We start from the raw sequence: 18,226 nt of genomic DNA, 5'->3' as shown, positions 1-18,226 counted from the left end.
CACGAAAACCAAAGCTAATGGGTAAGATAACAGCAGCTATTACGGGTGTGGGACAGTACCTTCCGGAATACATCCTCACCAACGAAGAATTAAGCCGCATGGTCGACACCAACGATGAGTGGATCATGTCGCATACGGGTATCAAGACCCGTCATATCCTCAAGGGAGAGGGCCTCGGCACTTCCTATATGGGCGCCCGGGCGGTCATCAATCTGTTGGATAAGGCGGGGGTGGATCCCATGGAGATCGACGTGGTGATCTGTGCCACGATAACCCCCGACATGTTCTTCCCCTCGACGGGCAACCTGATCGCCGACCAGGCGGGTTGCAAGAACGCCTTCGCGTTCGACGTCTCGGCGGCCTGCAGCGGCTTCCTGTTCGCCCTGACCACAGGCGCGAAGTTCATCGAAGCCGGCACGAGCAAGAAGGTCGTCGTCGTGGGTGCCGACAAGATGTCGTCGATCATCGACTATACCGACCGTTCGACCTGCCCGCTCTTCGGCGATGCCGCTGCTGCCGTGCTCCTGGAAGCCAATACCGAAGGTCTCGGTGTTGTGGATTCGATTCTGCACTCCGACGGCTCGGGCGAGATGCAGCTCTACATGAAGGCGGGCGGTTCGCGCTACCCGGCTTCGGTCGAAACCGTACAGAACAACTGGCATACGATCATGTGGGACGGCCACGCCGTGTTCAAGGCTGCCGTGTCGAAGATGTCCGACGTTTCGGTGGAGATGATGGAGCGCCACAACCTCAAGGGCGAAGACATCCGTTTCCTGGTTCCCCATCAGGCCAACCTGCGCATCATCGACGCTACGGCGCGCCGTATGGGCATCACGCAGGACAAGTGCATGATTAACATCGACCGCAACGGTAACACCACGGCCGCTACGATCCCGTCGTGTCTTTTCGACTACGAGAGTCAGCTGCGCAAGGGCGACAACCTCATCATGTCGGCTTTCGGCGGCGGATATACCTGGGGTGCGACCTATGTGAAGTGGGCCTACGACGGCCAGAAGGAATAAACGGGACGCGACTCCCGGCAAGAGGCGGAAACCATCATCGGTTCCCGCCTTTTTTGTTCGTTCCCGCGGTGAGTTTTCTCTTTGGAGACGCAGGCCCCTGCCGGGGATGTCCGCCGCGGATTTCTGGAATCTTGGCGGATTTCGTGTTGCAACCCATCCGATTTTTCGTATCTTTGTTAATATAAACTCATTGCCGATGAACCGTCTGAATCGTATTTTTCACAACAAACAGATCAAACTGTTTTGGTTCCTGCGGAGTTTCGTGCGTTACCTGACGCCGAAATATTTGTTCAGTCCCGTCTGGACCGGGTCCTCGCCGAAGCGGAACGCCGCCCCGACTGGGAGTATATCTGCCGACGGGCGGACTATTACAACAAACTCTCGCCCGCGACAGCAGCACTCCCCCGCGAAGGACTGCGCCCGTTGGGCGAGCACAAGTTCCGCCGGGGCATCAGGACGGCCTACTTCTTCGATACCTATGAGTTTACCCGCTGGTTCCGCGACAGCCTGCTGTGGAATTGCATTCCCGGGGATGTGACGACGGTTCCCGATGTGCCGTCGATCGTCAAGAGCCGTCCGATCCGCGGCGACAATGCCAATTCGGTGTTGCTGAAGCTCGACAAGGTCCGCCATTTCATCTTCCTGCGGGACGACATCCCCTTCCGGGAGAAGGAGGATAAGTCGATTTTCCGGCTGGCAATCACGCAGCGTCCCCACCGCGAACGGTTCATGCGCATGTATTTCGGTTCGGAGTGCTGCGATGCCGGCATCTCGACGCCCGCTCCCGAATATCCCCCGGAGTGGACCAAGCCCCATATTTCGATGTACGACCACCTGCGCTTCAAGTTCGTCCTGGCGATCGAGGGCAACGATGTGGCCACGAACCTCAAGTGGGTCATGTCCTCGAACTCGCTGGCCGTGATGCCCCGCCCGACCTACGAGACATGGTTCATGGAGGGCACGCTCATCCCCGGGTATCACTATGTCGAGATCCGGCCCGACTATTCCGATCTCGAAGAGCGGATGCGCTACTACATCGAGCATCCGGACGAGGCCGAGGCGATCATCGCGCACGCGCACGAATACATCGCGCAGTTCCGCGACCGCCGGCGCGAAAAGATCATTTCGCTGCTGGTGTTGCGCAACTATTTCCGGCGGACCGGGCAATGCTGATTCGCGGCATTTCAGTTTCCTTTCGGATTCGGGGCCTAGTTTCGTCCGTCTGAATGGCGGGGCCGGAGGATGGTGGCGGTCGGCGGATTTATGCCGGGCGGGTCTCCCCCTTGTCCCCGTCCCGAGAAAAAGGAGTGTATTATGAAGCTACTCATTGTTGAAGACGAACCCTCCCTGCGGGAGATCATGGTCCGGACACTGACCCGGGAGCAGTATGTCGTCGAGCAGGCGGCCGATTATGCCGCGGCGCTCGACAAGATCTCGGCATACGATTACGACTGCGTCCTGCTGGACATCATGTTGCCCGGAGGGAGCGGCTTGCGGCTGCTCGAGGCGCTGAAGCGGCTTCGCAGCCGGGCTGCGGTGATCATCATTTCGGCCCGCGATTCCCTCAACGACAAGGTCGAGGGTCTGGAGCTCGGTGCCGACGACTACCTCCCCAAGCCGTTTCATCTGGCGGAATTGAGTGCCCGCATCCGCAGTGTCCTGCGCCGCCACCAGCGCGGCGGGGAGGAGAGCCTCGATGCGGGCAACGTGCGCCTGTGGCCCGACAGCCGCCGGGTCGAGGTGGCGGGCCGCGAGGTGGGGCTGCTGCGCAAGGAGTACGACATCCTCCACTACTTCATGTCCCGCCCCAACCACACGGTCGACAAGGCCGCACTGGCCGAAGGGGTCTGGGGCGACCACATCGACCAGGCCGACAATTTCGATTTCGTCTATGCGCAGATGAAGAACCTGCGCCGCAAGCTCCACGATGCGGGCGCCGACATCGAGATCCGCGCCGTCTACGGCTTCGGCTACAAACTCGTACGGCCGTGAGTCTGGTTTACCGCATCCTGCTGCACCTTTCGTGGGGGCTGTCGCTGCTTCTGGCGGCGTGGGCCGTGCTGTTTTACTTCACGCTGGTCGATGAGATCAACGACGAGGTGGACGATGCTCTTGAGGCGCGTGCCGAGGTGATCGTCAGGCGGGTTCTGGCCGGCCGCGAGCTGTCCGTTCCGGCGGACGGGGGCAACAGCGGCTACTTCCTGCACGAAGTCTCGGCCCAATATGCCGCCGCGCAGTACCACGAACGCTATTCCGACGAGGAGATCTTCATCCCCGAGCGCGAGGAGGAGGAGCCGGCCCGCGTGCTGCGCAAGGTGTTCCGCGACGGTGCGGGGCAATGGCGCGAACTGACGGTGATGACCCCGACCATCGAGAAGGACGACCTGCGGGAGTCGATTCTTTGGTGGATGGTCTGTCTCTATCTCTTCCTGCTGATGATGATCCTGCTGGTGACCGTCGTTGTGCTCTACCGCACGATGCGGCCGCTCTACGCCCTGCTGTGCTGGCTCGACAGTTACACCGTGGGGGCGCGGAATGCGCCGCTGGATGTCGAGACCTCCGTCACGGAGTTCCGGAAGCTCAACGATGCCGCACGCCGCTATGCCGCGCGGGCCGAATCGTCGTTCGAGCGGCAGAAACAGTTCATCGACAACGCCTCGCACGAGATGCAGACGCCGCTGGCGGTCTGTCGCAACCGGTTGGAAATGCTGGTCGACGATGCACAGGCGCTCACCGGGGAGCAGCTGGGCGAGATCGCCAAGGTGCAGCGGACGCTGGACTACCTCGTGCGGCTCAACCGGTCGCTGCTGTTGCTGTCGAAGATCGACAACGGGCAGTTTCCCGAGACCGAGCAGGTCGGCATGAACACACTGGTGCGGCGCACGGCCGAGGAACTGGCGGAGATTTACGCCTATCGCAACATGCGCCTAGAGCTTGTGGACGAAGGGGCGCTCACGGTGCGGATGAATCCGTTGCTGGCCGGAAGCGTGGTCGCCAACCTGCTGAAAAACGCATTCGTACACGGTGACGGGGGTGGAGAAGTGACGGTGCGCGTCGCTCCGCGTCGCTTCTCGGTCTGCAACAGCGGTGCGGGAGGTCCGCTCGATGCTGGGCGTGTCTTCGACCGCTTCTATCAGGGAACCCGGAAGGAGGGTTCGACGGGGCTGGGGCTTGCCGTGGTCGACGCCGTCTGCCGGCTCTACGGCTTGCGGATCTCCTATGCCTATGTGGAGGGGTGTCATTGCTTCACGGTCGACTTCCCGGTGTGAAAAAATGGCGGGGAATCGGCTTTTTTCAGATTCGTTTCAGTTTCGGGTCGCAACTTTGCAGTACGAAATTTGACAAAACACTACGATTATGAAAAAAATCACGATTCTTCTCGCTTCGCTGGCCATTGTGGCCTCTTCGCTTCCCGTTTTCGCCGGCAAGGACCGGATCATCACCGTCGGCGAACTTCCCGCCGTTGCGCAACAGTTTGTCCAGACCCATTTCAAGGCGGTCGGGGTCTCCTACGCCAAAGTCGACGAGGAGCTGTTCGACAAGGACTACAAGGTGGTCTTCGTCGACGGGTCGAAGATCGAGTTCGCCCGGGACGGAGCCTGGAAGGAGGTCGAATGCAAATACGGCGAGGTTCCCGCAACGGTTGTTCCGCAGCAGATCCGCGACTATGTAGCCGCGAATTTCGCAGGACGCAGGATCGTCGGCATCGACCGCGACAAACTCGACTGGGAGGTGAAGCTCGACAACGGGATCGACCTGAAATTCGACCGGCAGTTCCGCCTGACCGAGATCGACGACTGATCCGTATTCTGCTGAAAACCATCCGCCGGCGTCCGAATTCGTGCCCGGGCGCTGTCTATGTCGTTTTATAATGTCTTGCTTTTGTGGTATAAAATAATTTGATGATAATCTTTGTGGAAATCACAAAAAACTATTGTATATTTGTATCACAAAAGGAACCGTAAAAATTAAAACCCTACAGTTATGTTAAGCACGAAATTACACGAAGCGATGAACGCGCAGATTAACGCCGAGCTTTGGTCGGCCTATCTTTATCTTTCGATGTCGATGGACGCCGAAGCCAAGGGCCTGAAAGGTGTTGCCAACTGGTTCTACATTCAGTTCCTGGAGGAGCAGGATCATGCGCGGATCTTTATGAACTACATCCTCTCGCGCGACGCCGAGGTGAAGCTGCTCCCGATCGAGGAGGTGCGCACCAAGTGGGCATCGCCGCTGGAGATGTTCGAGGACACTCTCGGCCATGAGAAGGAGGTTACGGCCATGATCAACAATCTGGTCTCCATCGCTGCCGAGGACAAGGATTACGCCTCGTCGAACATGCTCGTCTGGTTTGTCGACGAGCAGGTCGAGGAGGAGGAGTCGGCACGCGATATGATCACCGCCTGCGAGGCCGTCGAGGGCAACAAGTTCGGGCTCTACATGCTCGACAAGGAGCTGAGCGCACGCTCCTATGTGCAGGCTGCGCCGCTGGCGACCGCCAACGCATAAACGAAAGTTTTTGTCATAGTTATTTATAGTGGGTCCGGCCTCCGAAAGGAGGTCGGATTTTTTTGGTTCGTCGGATTATTTGACTACTTTTGTATTGGAATATACGATTAAAGGTTAGGATAAACCTTTATACCTGCAGTAAACCGTTACCTGTTGTAGCAATACGGCAGTTTTTATGATGGTATAATATTGATCTGAAACCAAAGTTTTATCCCTGTCCGTCCGGGCGGGGAACAGGCTTGGGCGTAAGGACAACTGCCATCATAGGGTTGTAACGGGCCTGCTGTAGGGGTTGTACCTGCGTCCTTGCTTTTTTGGGAGGATCGCCCGGCGGGCTGCCGCCGCGGGGACGGACCCGGGTACCTGACTTGTGCGGAGGAGTGTAACCCGGTCCGGCTTTTGGAAGGTTTTCTTCATGGAATTTCCGGACAAAGCAAAAATGAGGCGTCACTGTTTGTTTGCCGGACCGGGATCTTTCGCACGTTTTTTCTTCTTTCCGACCGGCGCCGGATCAACCGGGTTGCCTGATTTCTTTTTGCCGACTGGCCCGGATCAACCGGGTTGCCTGTTTTCTTCTTGCCGACCGGCGCCGGATGGCGGTCGCCCGTATCGCTGTGTGGCGTATCGCTGTGCCGCTGTGTCGCCGTGCTGTCGCGTCGGCCGAGGTCGGGGGGACTGCGGAAGGGGCCCTTTTGCGTCTCTTTGTCAGAAAAGAGAGAGGGCACCCTGGAAGGTTGCCAGGACAACGATGTAACGCACGCTTTTTCCCGCGAGCATTGCGCCGCCGGTCAGCCACACGTTGCTGCGCATCAGTCCCAGCACGATGGCGATGGCTTCGCCGATGGTGGGCAGGAAGGCGAAGAAGGCCATCAGCGCCCCGCGTCCGGAGAGGAATTTCCGCGCCCGAGCCAGTTGGCGCGTCGAGACCCCCAGCCGGATGATCCATTCGGTTTTGCCCAGAGTTCCGATCCAGTAGCAGGTCATGCCGCCGAGCGTGTTGCCCAGCGCGGCCGCGACGACACAGCCCACGGGATCAAGTCCCATGCCTGCGAGTACCAACATCACCGCTTCGGAGCTGAACGGCAGGATGCTCCCGGCGATGAATGCTGAGAGAAAGAGGCCCCAATAGCCCCAGTCGATGAGAAATTCGGTGATCGTTTCCATGTATATCCGCGCGGGGCTTCGGTGCCCGTGCAGACAAAGATAGCGATTTTTTCGGTTCCTACACCTCTCCGGCCCAGCCGTGGATCACGCGGCTGCGGACGTCGACGCCCATTTCGCGGGCGCGGACGAGGATGCGGCGTGCCAGGGCGGCCTTGCGGTCGTCGGGGGCGTAGCGGAAATAGGCTTCCGCCGCGCGGATGTGGGCTGCGTCGATGAGCGGAAATTCGCGGGTTTCGGGGATTCCGAACGCCGAGGCGCGGAGCTTGCGGCGTTCTTCGACGGTGAGCCGGTCGGAAATGTCGGTTTTTGTGGCCATGACGGTTTGTTTTTCTTGCCGGGAGGCAAAATCCGGGCCAGATTCCGGGTTTACCGTCCTTCCGGTCTGCCGCTTCGAAGCCTGCTTGGGGGCGGACAACCTGCTTTCGCGTTGTTGGTGGCGGCAGATTCCGGACCGGGAAAGACCCGCACCGAGAGTCTGGGGCCGTTTTTTACGGACGACAGCGGGCTGCGCCGTTTCGGCGGCCGAGGGGTGCGAAATCCATGCGGCGGCATTTGCGAAATCCATGCGGGAGCATTCGCAGAATCCTTGCGGGGGCATTCGCGAAGTCCACGCCGCAGCATTCGCACCCCAGCCGGCGGCGGATGTTGCGGGAAAGAGCGGTCGGAGAAGTGCGTTCCTGTTTTCGGTTTGTTGCCGATGCTGCAAATTCCAGATCTTCGTTTTGTTTTCCCAAGGCGATGGGTTATCTTTACGGCTGTGAACTTCAACCGGTACATAACGGAAACCGAATTTTCGGAACTCGCCGCCTTAATCCGCCGCGAGGGCATCGTAGGGCATTTCGCCCGCGGAGAGCAGCTCTCCGCACAGGGACTTCGCAGCCTCCGTTGCGGACTGGTCGTACAGGGGGCTTTCCGTTATGTGCACGCCAATGCTGCGGGGGAGGAGCATGTCGTGGGTTACGCCTTTGGCGGAGAGTTCGTCGGCGACTATATCTCGATGTGCGTCGATACCCCGTCGCGGGTGACGATCGAGGCGATGTGCGGCGTCGAGGCCCTGCTTGTTCCCGGTGAACGGATCCAAACTTTCTTCCGCGCCGATGTCGCCGGCGAGCGGCTGGGCCGCAGGCTGGCCGAACACATGCTGGCCGAGGTTTACGAACGTCTGCTGGACCGCTATGCGGCCTTGCCGCAGCAGCGTTACGAGGCTTTGACGGAGCGTTGCCCCGATGTGTTGCAGCTCGTTCCTCTGCGGGAGCTGGCCTCCTATCTGGGCGTGCGTCCCGAGACGTTGAGCCGCATCCGCCGCCGCGTTCGCTGATTTCTTGATCTGCATCAACGTTTTTCCCGGGTGTCTCCGTTAACTTTGTTTCCATGAAACGTGCGATTATCATTGGGGCGACGTCCGGTATCGGCCGGGCGTTGGCCGAACGTCTTGCGGCCGAGGGATATCGGATCGGTGTGACCGGGCGGCGGGAGGCGCTGCTGGAGGAGCTGGCGGCCAGCCGTCCGGATAGCTTTTGTTATGCTGCGGCCGACATCATGGATCCTGCTGCCGCCTGTGCGGCACTGGAACGCCTGGCCGGAGAGCTGGGCGGCATGGATTTGTGTGTGGTCTGCGCCGGAACCGGCGACCTGAATCCCGGACTGGACCATGCGCTGGAAGAGCCCGCCATCCGCACCAACGTCGTGGGCTGGACCGCGGTGGTCATTTGGGCCTACGATCGTTTTGAGGAGCAGGGCGGTGGCCATCTGGTCGTCGTCACGTCGGTCGGAGGCCTGCGTGGCGGCGGTGCGGCTCCGGCCTACAACGCCTCGAAAGCCTATCAGATCAACTATGCCGAGGGTCTGCGGCAGCGGGCCGCGAAGTCCGGACTGCCCCTCTGGGTGACCGACATTCGTCCGGGATTCGTCGCGACGAAGATGGCCAAGGGCGAGGGCTTGTTCTGGGTGATGCCCGTCGACCGGGTTGTGGAGGGGATTGTGCGGGCTATCCGCCGTCGCCGGAGTGTGGCGGTCGTCACACGCCGTTGGCGGTTCGTTGCGTGGCTGATCCGGCACATGCCGGAGTGTATTTACCGTAAAATGGGATGATGACCGGCGGTGTGCCCGGGAAGGGCTACTCCTCCTCTTCGTAATAGACCTTGTAGAACTTGCCCTTCTCGTCCTCGCCCTGCTCCAGCAGGTTGCGGTTGCCGTGGACGTAGATGTGGAAATTGCGGTCGAGCTTGATGACGCTCTTGTACGACCGCGCCTGCTTCCTGACGGCCGAATCCGAGATGCCGAATTCATCCTCGATGCGGATGTCGCGGTCCTGTTCGTACTCCTGGCGGAAGCGCGTGAAGCTCTCCACGACCTCCGGCTGGCGGATCACCTTTTCCGAAAAATCCTCCATCGAGAAGGTATCCTGCTCCTGGAAATACTTCATCGTGTCGTTGAGCATCTCGGCCTGGTCGGCCTTCGACACCTCGAACTCCTTTGAGAGGTGTTTCGTGACGTATTTCTTGCACATGGCCAGCGTGTTGTGCGTATTGTGGTAGTTGTCCTGGCGCTGGCGCACGCGCAGGAAATCGTCGATCCAGTAGCGTGCTTCGGTGCGGTTGGTGTTGTCGACCACGAAGAGCGCAAACCCCTCCCCGCGTTCGGTGTTGAAGATGACGGCTCCCTTGTCCAGCCGTTTGATGTCGATGCCCTCGCGGGCCGCGATGTGCACGCCCCCGGTCTGCTGTTCGATGTCGAGGAACGTGTCGCGCGTCTCGGACTTGAACAGCCCCAGGGCGTCGCAGCGTTCGCCACCGAAATTGCAGTCGGAAAAGTAGGCCGTATAGAATTCGCCGCCCTTGATCTGCGGGTGCATGCCGCTCTCGTAGAGGTGCTTGGCGAGGCTCACCGAATTTTCGAGAAGCGACTCCGGGTCGTCGAAGATCCTGCATGCGAAGTTCCAGACCTCGTTGCACTCGAGGTCGGTCTCGTGGTAGAGGTTGTAGCACTCCTCGCTTTTGAAGCCGCCGAGGAAATAGGCCGTGAGCGTACGCATCAGCCCTTCGTCGGCGACCTGCGCCGAGAGTTCGGGCGAGACCATCAGGGGTTCGTCCTTCGATTTGTTGCCGACGACGTGTACGGCCAGCGCTTCGATGCGCGTATCTTCGGTGTATAACATGTTCGGGATCGTTTAACGGACGACAAAGATGCGCATTTTTTGGCTCCCCGGCAAGTCCTGCGACCGATAAAAAAGCCGGGACCCCGCATCGCGAAGTCCCGGCCCGGGGTGTGGATGGTGTGCGCCCTATCGGCGGGTTGCAGGCGCGATCTTCAGATGGAAGGTGTAGTCGGCATAGGGAATCCGGTATTCGGGCTGCGGCAACGCGCCCCACGAGTTGATGCAGGCCACTCCGTACTGCATCTTGTCGAGGCACACCGAAACATTCTTCTGCTTTGCGACTTCGGGCGAATGTCCCTGCTGTTTGGCGGCTCCTTCGTCGAGCAACTCCAGCGGGTAGTGGAGCGCCGAGGCGGAGAACGGGGCTTCGGAGGTCACCGTGAGACCCCGTCCGCCGATGTCCGCGAGGTGCCACCAGCGCAGGTCGCTCTTCGTGCCGGTCTCCTGCGGGCGGATGTAGGGGTAGAACTGCTCGTCGACACTCTGGCGGTAAAGTCCCACGAAGGTCGACGATTTGCGGTCGGCATAGTTCTCGCCCGGGCCGCGGCCGTAGTATTGCAGGCGGTCGAATGCCTCGGGCATCTCGAAGCGCATGCCGAAGCGGAACATGTCGGGAACCTCGGCTCCCGGCGTGGCATGCAGCGACTGCTCGATGGTCAGGGCTCCCGTGTTGTCGACGGCGTATGCGATCTCCAGCGTGGCCTGTACCTCGGGCAGTTCATAGTTGGCCTTCACGGTGACGATGCCGTCGGCCTCCGCATGGGTGAGTGCCGAGAGTTGCATCTTCGGCTCTTTCCAGACGGCCATTTTGTTTTGCAGCCCGGCGCCGAAGTCGTTGTCGGTCGGCGCGCGCCAGAAGTTGGGGCGCAGCGAGGAGCCGTCGGCCAGAAAATCGAGCCCGCAGGCTTCGTAGCGGGTGATGAAGCCCGTCTGGCGGCTGAAGTCCAGCCGCAGGCCGTTGCCCGAGACGATCAGGTAGTCGGCATGGTTGTCCGCAACGGAGAGCTGTTCCCCTTCGGCCGCGGATTTCGCCGCGGGGGCCGTGAAGACATATTCGCGGATCGGCAACTGGGCACGGGCCGCGGTGTGGCCCGCGGGCAGGATGCCTTCGGCCGTCTTGAGCCGGTAGGCCACGTCGAGCAGCAGCTCGCCCGCGGCGGGCAGCGTGGCCGGGTCGTAGGGGAGTGCGATGTGCATGCTCTGCTGCGGCGCGGTTTCCAATCCGTCGACGACGCCTCTGCACAGGGGCTTCCCGTCGCAGAGCACTTCCCAGTGCAGATCGTAGTTTCCGAGGTCTTGGAAGAAGTTTTCGTTGAGGACCTCGATCCTGTTCTTCGTATCGTCGGCCCACGTCGTCCAGATCGACTGGTAGTGGTAGCGCACCTCCTCCATGTGGGGATTCGGCGTGCGGTCGGGACCGATCAGGCCGTTGTTGCAGAAATTCTGGTCCGAGGGATCGTAGGGGTTCCAGTCGCCGCCGTAGCCGTAGATCGTCACCCCGTCGCGGCCCTTCTTGCGCAGCGACTGGTCCACGAAGTCCCAGATGAAGCCGCCCTGATATTTCGGTTGGCGGCGGATCAGCTCCCAGTATTCGCGGAAGCCGCCCATCGAGTTGCCCATGGCGTGGGCATATTCGCACTGGATCAGCGGTTTCTCGGGATTCCCGGCGAGGTATTTCTCACACTGCTCGTAGTCCCAGTACATCGGGCAGATGATGTCCGTGTTGCGGCTGCCGGGCGAATAGACGGCCCGTTCGTAGTGTACCGGACGTGTCGGGTCGTACTGCTTAATCCAGTCGTAGCAGGCGCTGAAGTTCGGACCGTCGCCCGCTTCGTTGCCCAGCGACCAGATGATGACCGACGGATGGTTGATGCTGCGCTGCACGTTGCGCTGGTTGCGCTCCAGATGCGCCTTGGCGTAGAGCGGATTTCGGGCCAGCGTCTTTTCGTCGTAGCCCATGCCGTGCGACTCGACGTTGGCCTCGGCCACGACGTAGAGTCCGTATTGGTCGCAGAGCGAGTACCAGAGGGCATCGTCGGGGTAGTGGCACGTGCGCACGGCGTTGATGTTGTTCTCCTTCATGATGCGGATGTCCTCCAGCATGCGCTCTTCGGATACGCAATAGCCGTAGTCGGGGTCGATCTCATGCCGGTTGGCGCCCTTGATCAGCACCGGCCGGCTGTTGACGAGCAGCTGCCCGCCTTCGATCTTCACGTCGCGGAATCCGATCCGGAGCGGAATGACCTCGATCACTTCGCCCGCCGATGAGCGGAGTGTCGCCGTCAGTTGGTACAGTGCGGGGGTCTCGGCGCTCCACAGGGCCACTTTCCCGGCGTCGAGCGTGCAGTGCTCCTCGTCCTTGGTGACGCGCAGCTGCTGCGAGGCAACGTTGCGCCCCTGGGCGTCGGTGAGTGTCAGTTCGAGGCTGCATCCCCGCGTCTGCCTGGGGAAGAGGGCTTTGACGGATACCGTTCCCGAGGTGTAGTCGGCCGAAGGTGTGGCGTTGACCTGGAGATCGGCGATTTGGCGTTTGTCACGCGCATAGAGGTAGCTGTCGCGGGCCACACCCGAAAGGCGGAAGAAGTCCTGGTCTTCGAGGTAGGTGCCGTCGCACCAGCGGAAGACCTGGAAGGCGATGAAGTTCTGCCCGGGTTTCACGTAGGGCGTCAGGTCGAACTCGGCCTCCAGCTTGCTGTCCTCGCTGTAGCCCACATAGTGGCCGTTGACCCAGAGGTAGATGTTCGACGTCACCGAGCCGAAATGCGCGACGATCTGCCGGCCAGCCCATGCTGCGGGGATGTCGACCGTGCGGCGGTAGGAACCCACGTGGTTCTGCGCGACGGGAACGTGCGGCGGATCGTTTTTGAACCAGTCCCGCCAGGCATAGCCGACGTTGAGGTAGATCGGATCGCCGTATCCGTTCAGTTCCCAGAGTCCCGGCACGGGCATCTCGTCCCAGCCTTTGTCGTTGAATCCGACACGGAAAAAGTCCGTCGGACGTTGGTCGGCATCGCGCACCCAGTTGAATTTCCAGTTTCCATTCAGCGTGACGAACCGCTCCGAACGGGTCTTGTCGCCCGCCTGTGCGGCTTCCGGCGACTCGTATGCGAACCAGGAGCTGTGCATCGGCATCCGGTTCACGGCATTCACGCCGGCGTCCTGCCATTCGTTGCTCTGCGCACCGGCCGTCAGCGTCGCAGCAGCGGCCAGGCAGCATAAGAGGGTTTTCTTCATCGGTTATCTCTGTTTTTAAGGTTTAGTCGTGGCCTGTCGGGGCGGCGGTTGGCGCTGTGCGCCGGACCTTTGAAGCGACCCGATTGGGTAAATTTCGGGAAAATGTCGGAAAACTCCAAATATGGCGGTCGAAAAAAGCAGCGGCCGCGGTGTTTCGGGCTTTTGCCGGTGGCGGTCATGATCCGGGCAGCACCTTTCCCGGGTCGTTTGTCGCCCCGTTTGTCCCAAGCGCCCCGGAGGTATCGGAATGTCGGACATTTTCCGGATATTTTCCGGGCATTTCCGATCTCTTCGCCTCAGGCCCTCCCCATTCTTCCGGAAGAGGGGACGGAATGGACCCGGCTGTCCCGGAAGAATACCTAAAAGATGCGATTGTGAGGGCTCCTGGAACTGTTTATTTTTGCGGCGTTTTTAGCAAAGGAAAACATGCAAAATAAAATCTCTGCACATGCAGGTGGATTTCTGTTGCTTTTAAGTACGCTACTTCTCGCCACCCACCTCGAAAGCCGCGCCCAAAAGCCATTCAAACTTCCTGCTCAGGGGAACTATGTCTACGGCCGGGTTCTGGAAAAAATATCGAAGAAACCGATGGTCGGGGTGACGGTGCTCCTGAAAGGTTCGTCGCACGGGGAAATAACCGATTCCAACGGCTGTTATGTGTTGAAAATCCCCGATCAGGGAGGGGTGATCAGCTTCTCCTACATCGGCTTTGAGAGCAGTACCGTCGCGGTGGCGACGAAGGAGAACATTGACGTGATGCTGGTTGAGGCTTTGGAGAGCATTCAGGACGTGATCGTTACCGGGTACAACCTGATTCGGAAGGAGAGCTTCACGGGCAACACGACGAAGATCGGGAAGGAAGAGCTGCTGCAGGTGAACCCCAACAACCTCATTGCGGCCATTCAGACCTTTGACCCCTCCTTCAGGATACAGGAGAACCTCTCCGCCGGAGCCGATCCGAATGCACTGCCCAAATTCGTCTTGCGCGGCCAGACGGGAATCGGCCAGACGGCGCTGAGCGAAACCTCCGCTTCGGCCATCTCGAGGGAGGTGCTGGTGGGGAATTCCAATTTGCCCATTTTCATCCTCGACGGATTCGAGGTCGATGTCGAGAAGATCTACGACCTCGACATCAACAGCGTCCACAGCATCAATATCCTCAAGGATGCCGCCGCCACGGCCATGTACGGATCCCGTGCCGCAAACGGCGTGATCGTCGTCGAACGGCGTGCCCCGGAGGCCGGCAAGTTTCGGGTGCAGTACATGGGGAACTTTTCGGTCGAGGCCCCCGATCTGTCGTCGTACAACCTGATGAATGCTCGGGAAAAGCTCGAGGCCGAACGTCTGGCCGGACTCTATGACAGCTCCACGCCCGAAATCGCCCCCTATACCGACGCCTACTACCAGCGGCTCAACAACGTGCTGACCGGAGTCGACACCTATTGGCTTTCGCAGGGGCTGCGCACGGCTTTCAGCAACAGGCATTCGGTCTTCATGGACGGAGGCGAGAATGACGTGCGGTGGGGCGTCGAACTCGGATACCGGGGAACGGATGGCGTGATGAAGCATTCGGACCGGAAAAACACCAACGTCGCATTCTACATCGACTACCGCTTCGGGGGACTGCAGATCAGGAACAAGGTGACCTATACCTACAACAAGAGTTCGGACGTGCCTTTCAACACCTTCAGCGACTACTCGCATCTGCTTCCCTACATGCGAATCCATGATGCGGAGGGGCATTACGTGCGGCGGCTGGAGAATTTCGGCGGCTATTCGGGATCGCTGGTAAACCCCCTCTATGAGATCAATTTCTACAACAGCTACGACCGGTCCGTCTATAACGAGGTGGCAGACGACCTGAGCCTGAACTGGCACATCACCGACAAGCTGCGTTTGCGCGGACAGTTTTCCGTCCTGATGCGGGACAGCACCCAGGAGCTGTACAAGGATCCGGCTTCGGCCAGCTACTCCTCTTCGTCCGGTAGCCTGAACGGCGATAAGATGGAGTCGAGGCAGAAGCGTACCGTCATGGACGGAAGCCTCTCGCTGATGTACAACAACACGTTCGGCAGGCATAGCCTGAATTTCTGCCTGTCGGCCAATATCCGGCAGACGCAAACCAGTGCTTCGCAAATCAATTACCGCGGATTCCCCGGCGGCGATCTGATTTCGCCCAACTATGCGGCTGAAGTGTACGGCAAGCCCGGCACCCTGGACAACACGACCCGTCTGGCGGGAGGACTGCTGACCGTGAACTATACCTGCGACAACATCTATCTGGCCGACATGACGGGACGCATCGACGGCTCTTCCGAATTCGGAGCCGACAGGCGGTGGTCCAATTTCTGGGCGGTGGGAACCGGTGTCAACATCCACAATTACGACTTTCTGAAGGACAACAGGGTGATCTCCACCCTGAAGTTACGCGCCTCCTACGGATTGACCGGCAAGACCAACTTCTCACTCTATTCCGCCAGGGACATGTACCAGCTGCACACCGACGGCTGGTATCCCACCGGCTATGGGGTCTTCCTCTACCAGAAGGGGAATCCCGGTCTGAAATGGGAGCGCAAGTACACCCTCGACGCAGGCATCGAGGTGGGGTTGTGGCAGGACCTCGTCCATGTAAGGGTCTCGGCTTACAACGAGCGCACGGTAGACCTTATAACCGACTATACGATACCCTCCTCCTCCGGATTCACGGCCTACAAGGAGAACATGGGGAAGGTTAAGAATACGGGCGTCGAACTGGAGTTGAGGACCCGGTTGTATGGCGACCGAAACTGGCTGGTCCAGGTCTACGGCAACTTCTCGCGCAACAGAAACCGAATTGTCGAGATCTCGCAGAGCATGAGGGACTACAACAAGCGGGTCGAGGAGCTGTTCAACGGCTACAACCCCGAAAGCAGCAACAACGAAAAATATTCCCGGACCTATCTGAAATATTACGAAGGGGCGTCGCTGACATCCATCTACGGCATGAAGTCGCTGGGCATCAGCCCCTCCAACGGCAAGGAGATCTTTTTGCGCAGAAACGGCGACGTCACCGACAGGTGGTCGGCCGACGAATGGTCCGTCATCGGCGACACGGCGCCCAAGGGACAGGGCTCCTTCGGGTGCACCGTCTCCTACAAGCGCTTCTCCCTGTTCACCTCCTTCCTCTACACCTTTGGAGGCGACGCCTACAACCAGACGCTGGTCTCCTATGTCGAAAATGCGGATATCAAAAACAGCAATGCCGACCGGAGGGTGCTCTACGACCGTTGGACCAAACCCGGCGACGTGACGACCATGAAAGACATCAGGGACCGGAACATCACGACCGGGGCATCATCCCGCTTCGTGCAGAAGAACAACACGTTGCAATGGGGGTCGCTGACCATGAGCTATCACCTCAAAGCCCGGTTCCTGGAGCGGCTGAAGATCTCGGCACTCCATGTTTCCTGCACGATGAACAACCTCTGCTACTGGTCCTCCATCCGGCAGGAGCGAGGGCTGGACTATCCCTTCGCGCGTTCGTTTAATCTCAATATCAACATTAAATTCTGAGCCTGTCGATGAGTAAGTTATCCAGAGGATTCATGGCGGTGGCGGCGGTGGTTCTCCTCGCTTCCTGCAACGGCTGGCTGAATGTCACGCCCGAGAATGCGATCTCCGATAAGGACCTGTTTTCCACGGGGTTCGGATGCCGAAACGCCCTCAACGGCATCTATGCCAATCTGGCCGGAGACGAACTCTACGGCCGGGAATTGACCTGGGGCTTCCTGAGTGCCGTTTCCCAGCAGTACAACCAGAAAACCCGGACCGAGAGCCCGCTCTATGCCGATGCCGCAGCGTTGGTTTACAATTCGGTCGAGACCGAACCGGTGGTGACCGCCATCTGGGAAAAGGGTTACAGGGTCATAGCCAATCTGAACAAACTCATAGAGCATGTCGTCAAGGCCGACAGCCGTCTGTTCGAATATGGGGAGGAGGAGAAGAACCTCATCTACGCCGAAGCGCTTGCCCTCAGGGGCATGATGCATTTCGACCTGCTCCGGCTCTTCGCCCCGGCGCCCGTTACGAATCCGTCGGGGGGCTATCTGCCTTACCGTGACTCCTATCAGGACAACATCGCCGGCAAAATCGGCGTGGAGGAGTTCATCGAAAAGGTGCTGAAAGACCTGATCGCGGCGGAGGAGATCCTGCGCCGGTTCGACACCGAGATACACCCCAAGGCCATGTATGCGTCGAACATGTATCAACCGACGGCCGAATGGAACGCCCGTTACCGCTTCTACTCCTCCATGTATGTCGACGAAATGGGGATCTTTTTCTGGTCGCGGGGCCTGCGCCTGAATTATATGGCCCTGCTAGGACTTCAGGCCCGCGTATGTCTTTATGCCGGACCGAGGTTCTACCAGAATGCGAAGATGGCCGCAACCGAACTTTACGACCGGTTTTACAAGGAAAAAGGCTGGGTCGGATTTACGTCGGAGGGCAACATCACCTGCAACCTGGATTCCCGCTACACCAAAGTTTCGCATGACGTGCTGTTCGGACTCTACAAGAAGCAGCTGGCCGCCGACTACGAGTCGTCCGTATGGCGCACGTCGGGAGCCTCCGGCACCACCCGTCTGCCTTTGGCCAATGTCCGGACTCTCTTTGCCTCGGACAAGACGGGCGTATATACCGACTACCGGCTGGATTTCCTGCTCGGCACCACCAATGAGACCCGTTCCAAATACTACTCCCTCAAATACAACCCCTCCATCGAGGCGACGGTGAGCGGAATGGAGAATCCGATGATCCCTGTTATCCGGTTCGGCGAGGTTTGTCACATTCTGGCCGAAATCTGTTGTCACGAGGGGAAGATAAACGAGGGAATCGCCTATCTGGAGATCGTGAGGAGGGCCCGCGGTGCCGCACGATCGCTTTCGCTCACGGTCAAAACCCGGGAGGAGCTGATGGAAGAGATTCTGCTGGACATCCGCAAGGAGATGCTGGCCGAAGGCGGGACGTTCTACGCCTACAAGCGGCTGAACCTCCCGCATGTCCCCGGTTCCGACGAAGAGGGCGAGGTGAGGATGTCGGGGGCCTACGTCCTGCCGATACCGTCGAGTGAAACGCTGAATTGAAATGCCGAATGAATCCGGCG

General features: G+C 59.5%; 14 protein-coding genes. 10 read left to right on the top strand and 4 right to left on the bottom strand.

Going from position 1 to position 18,226, the window contains the following annotated elements; all coding sequences use genetic code 11:
- Positions 1–17 precede the first annotated feature (17 nt).
- The 6 genes from QZ460_RS02465 to QZ460_RS02440 all read left to right on the top strand — a co-directional run bounded on the left by QZ460_RS02465 (position 18) and on the right by QZ460_RS02440 (position 5,531).
- Positions 18–1,022 (top strand): beta-ketoacyl-ACP synthase III, encoded by a 1,005-nt coding sequence (locus QZ460_RS02465; protein ID WP_290540008.1) that lies wholly within the window; start codon positions 18–20, stop codon positions 1,020–1,022.
- 243 nt (positions 1,023–1,265) lie between these two features.
- Positions 1,266–2,195 carry a glycosyl transferase family 90 gene (locus QZ460_RS02460; protein ID WP_290540007.1) on the top strand — a complete coding sequence of 310 codons (930 nt, stop codon included), beginning with the start codon at positions 1,266–1,268 and terminating at the stop codon, positions 2,193–2,195.
- Positions 2,196–2,336: 141 nt separating this feature from the next.
- Positions 2,337–3,014, top strand: coding sequence for a response regulator transcription factor (locus QZ460_RS02455; RefSeq protein WP_290540006.1), 678 nt, complete (start codon positions 2,337–2,339; stop codon positions 3,012–3,014).
- Positions 3,011–4,291: a HAMP domain-containing sensor histidine kinase gene (locus QZ460_RS02450; protein WP_290540005.1), complete on the top strand. Its 1,281-nt coding sequence runs from the start codon at positions 3,011–3,013 to the stop codon at positions 4,289–4,291. Before QZ460_RS02455 ends, QZ460_RS02450 begins: the two co-directional genes overlap by 4 nt.
- Before the next feature lie 88 nt (positions 4,292–4,379).
- Positions 4,380–4,823 carry a PepSY-like domain-containing protein gene (locus tag QZ460_RS02445; RefSeq protein ID WP_290540004.1) on the top strand — a complete coding sequence of 148 codons (444 nt, stop codon included), beginning with the start codon at positions 4,380–4,382 and terminating at the stop codon, positions 4,821–4,823.
- A gap of 210 nt (positions 4,824–5,033) precedes the next feature.
- On the top strand, positions 5,034–5,531 hold the full coding sequence (locus QZ460_RS02440) for a ferritin (RefSeq protein ID WP_290540003.1): 498 nt from the start codon (positions 5,034–5,036) through the stop codon (positions 5,529–5,531).
- A gap of 705 nt (positions 5,532–6,236) precedes the next feature.
- On the opposite strand, the gene QZ460_RS02435 is transcribed toward QZ460_RS02440, so the two are convergent.
- Together QZ460_RS02435 and QZ460_RS02430 are read right to left on the bottom strand one after the other, a co-directional pair.
- Entirely contained in the window at positions 6,237–6,695 is a 459-nt protein-coding gene (locus QZ460_RS02435) for a VTT domain-containing protein (protein WP_290540002.1), read from the bottom strand.
- A gap of 58 nt (positions 6,696–6,753) precedes the next feature.
- A complete protein-coding gene (locus QZ460_RS02430; RefSeq protein WP_290540001.1) occupies positions 6,754–7,011 on the bottom strand; it encodes a hypothetical protein in 258 nt (85 codons plus the stop codon).
- Between the two features lie 441 nt (positions 7,012–7,452).
- Here QZ460_RS02430 and QZ460_RS02425 point away from each other — a divergent pair, with 441 nt between their 5' ends.
- Together QZ460_RS02425 and QZ460_RS02420 are read left to right on the top strand one after the other, a co-directional pair.
- Positions 7,453–8,013, top strand: a complete 561-nt coding sequence (locus QZ460_RS02425) for a Crp/Fnr family transcriptional regulator (protein ID WP_290540000.1) — start codon at positions 7,453–7,455, stop codon at positions 8,011–8,013.
- A 53-nt stretch (positions 8,014–8,066) separates the two neighbouring features.
- Positions 8,067–8,786, top strand: coding sequence for an SDR family NAD(P)-dependent oxidoreductase (locus tag QZ460_RS02420; RefSeq protein WP_290539999.1), 720 nt, complete (start codon positions 8,067–8,069; stop codon positions 8,784–8,786).
- A 25-nt stretch (positions 8,787–8,811) separates the two neighbouring features.
- On the opposite strand, the gene QZ460_RS02415 is transcribed toward QZ460_RS02420, so the two are convergent.
- Entirely contained in the window at positions 8,812–9,852 is a 1,041-nt protein-coding gene (locus tag QZ460_RS02415; RefSeq protein WP_290539998.1) for a nucleoid-associated protein, read from the bottom strand.
- A 126-nt stretch (positions 9,853–9,978) separates the two neighbouring features.
- On the bottom strand, positions 9,979–13,086 hold the full coding sequence (locus tag QZ460_RS02410) for a glycoside hydrolase family 2 TIM barrel-domain containing protein (RefSeq protein WP_290539996.1): 3,108 nt from the start codon (positions 13,084–13,086) through the stop codon (positions 9,979–9,981).
- A 426-nt stretch (positions 13,087–13,512) separates the two neighbouring features.
- Between QZ460_RS02410 and QZ460_RS02405 the strand changes: the two genes are divergently transcribed.
- Together QZ460_RS02405 and QZ460_RS02400 are read left to right on the top strand one after the other, a co-directional pair.
- Entirely contained in the window at positions 13,513–16,638 is a 3,126-nt protein-coding gene (locus QZ460_RS02405) for a SusC/RagA family TonB-linked outer membrane protein (protein ID WP_290539995.1), read from the top strand.
- A gap of 8 nt (positions 16,639–16,646) precedes the next feature.
- Complete coding sequence (locus tag QZ460_RS02400; RefSeq protein ID WP_290539994.1) at positions 16,647–18,206, top strand: RagB/SusD family nutrient uptake outer membrane protein; 1,560 nt, start codon at positions 16,647–16,649, stop codon at positions 18,204–18,206.
- Positions 18,207–18,226: the final 20 nt, after the last annotated feature.

It is taken from the genome of Alistipes sp. (genome assembly GCF_020026455.1).
In the GTDB taxonomy this organism is placed as follows: domain Bacteria; phylum Bacteroidota; class Bacteroidia; order Bacteroidales; family Rikenellaceae; genus Alistipes.
This window is presented reverse-complemented; position numbering and strand designations above follow the sequence as displayed.

Coding starts and splice junctions, on each gene's coding strand:
- QZ460_RS02415 (WP_290539998.1), bottom strand. CDS start 9,852: ATGTTATACACCGAAGATACGCGCATCGAAGCGCTGGCCGTACACGTC.
- QZ460_RS02430 (WP_290540001.1), bottom strand. CDS start 7,011: ATGGCCACAAAAACCGACATTTCCGACCGGCTCACCGTCGAAGAACGC.
- QZ460_RS02420 (WP_290539999.1), top strand. CDS start 8,067: ATGAAACGTGCGATTATCATTGGGGCGACGTCCGGTATCGGCCGGGCG.
- QZ460_RS02465 (WP_290540008.1), top strand. CDS start 18: ATGGGTAAGATAACAGCAGCTATTACGGGTGTGGGACAGTACCTTCCG.
- QZ460_RS02410 (WP_290539996.1), bottom strand. CDS start 13,086: ATGAAGAAAACCCTCTTATGCTGCCTGGCCGCTGCTGCGACGCTGACG.
- QZ460_RS02440 (WP_290540003.1), top strand. CDS start 5,034: ATGAACGCGCAGATTAACGCCGAGCTTTGGTCGGCCTATCTTTATCTT.
- QZ460_RS02400 (WP_290539994.1), top strand. CDS start 16,647: ATGAGTAAGTTATCCAGAGGATTCATGGCGGTGGCGGCGGTGGTTCTC.
- QZ460_RS02435 (WP_290540002.1), bottom strand. CDS start 6,695: ATGGAAACGATCACCGAATTTCTCATCGACTGGGGCTATTGGGGCCTC.
- QZ460_RS02405 (WP_290539995.1), top strand. CDS start 13,513: ATGCAAAATAAAATCTCTGCACATGCAGGTGGATTTCTGTTGCTTTTA.
- QZ460_RS02455 (WP_290540006.1), top strand. CDS start 2,337: ATGAAGCTACTCATTGTTGAAGACGAACCCTCCCTGCGGGAGATCATG.
- QZ460_RS02445 (WP_290540004.1), top strand. CDS start 4,380: ATGAAAAAAATCACGATTCTTCTCGCTTCGCTGGCCATTGTGGCCTCT.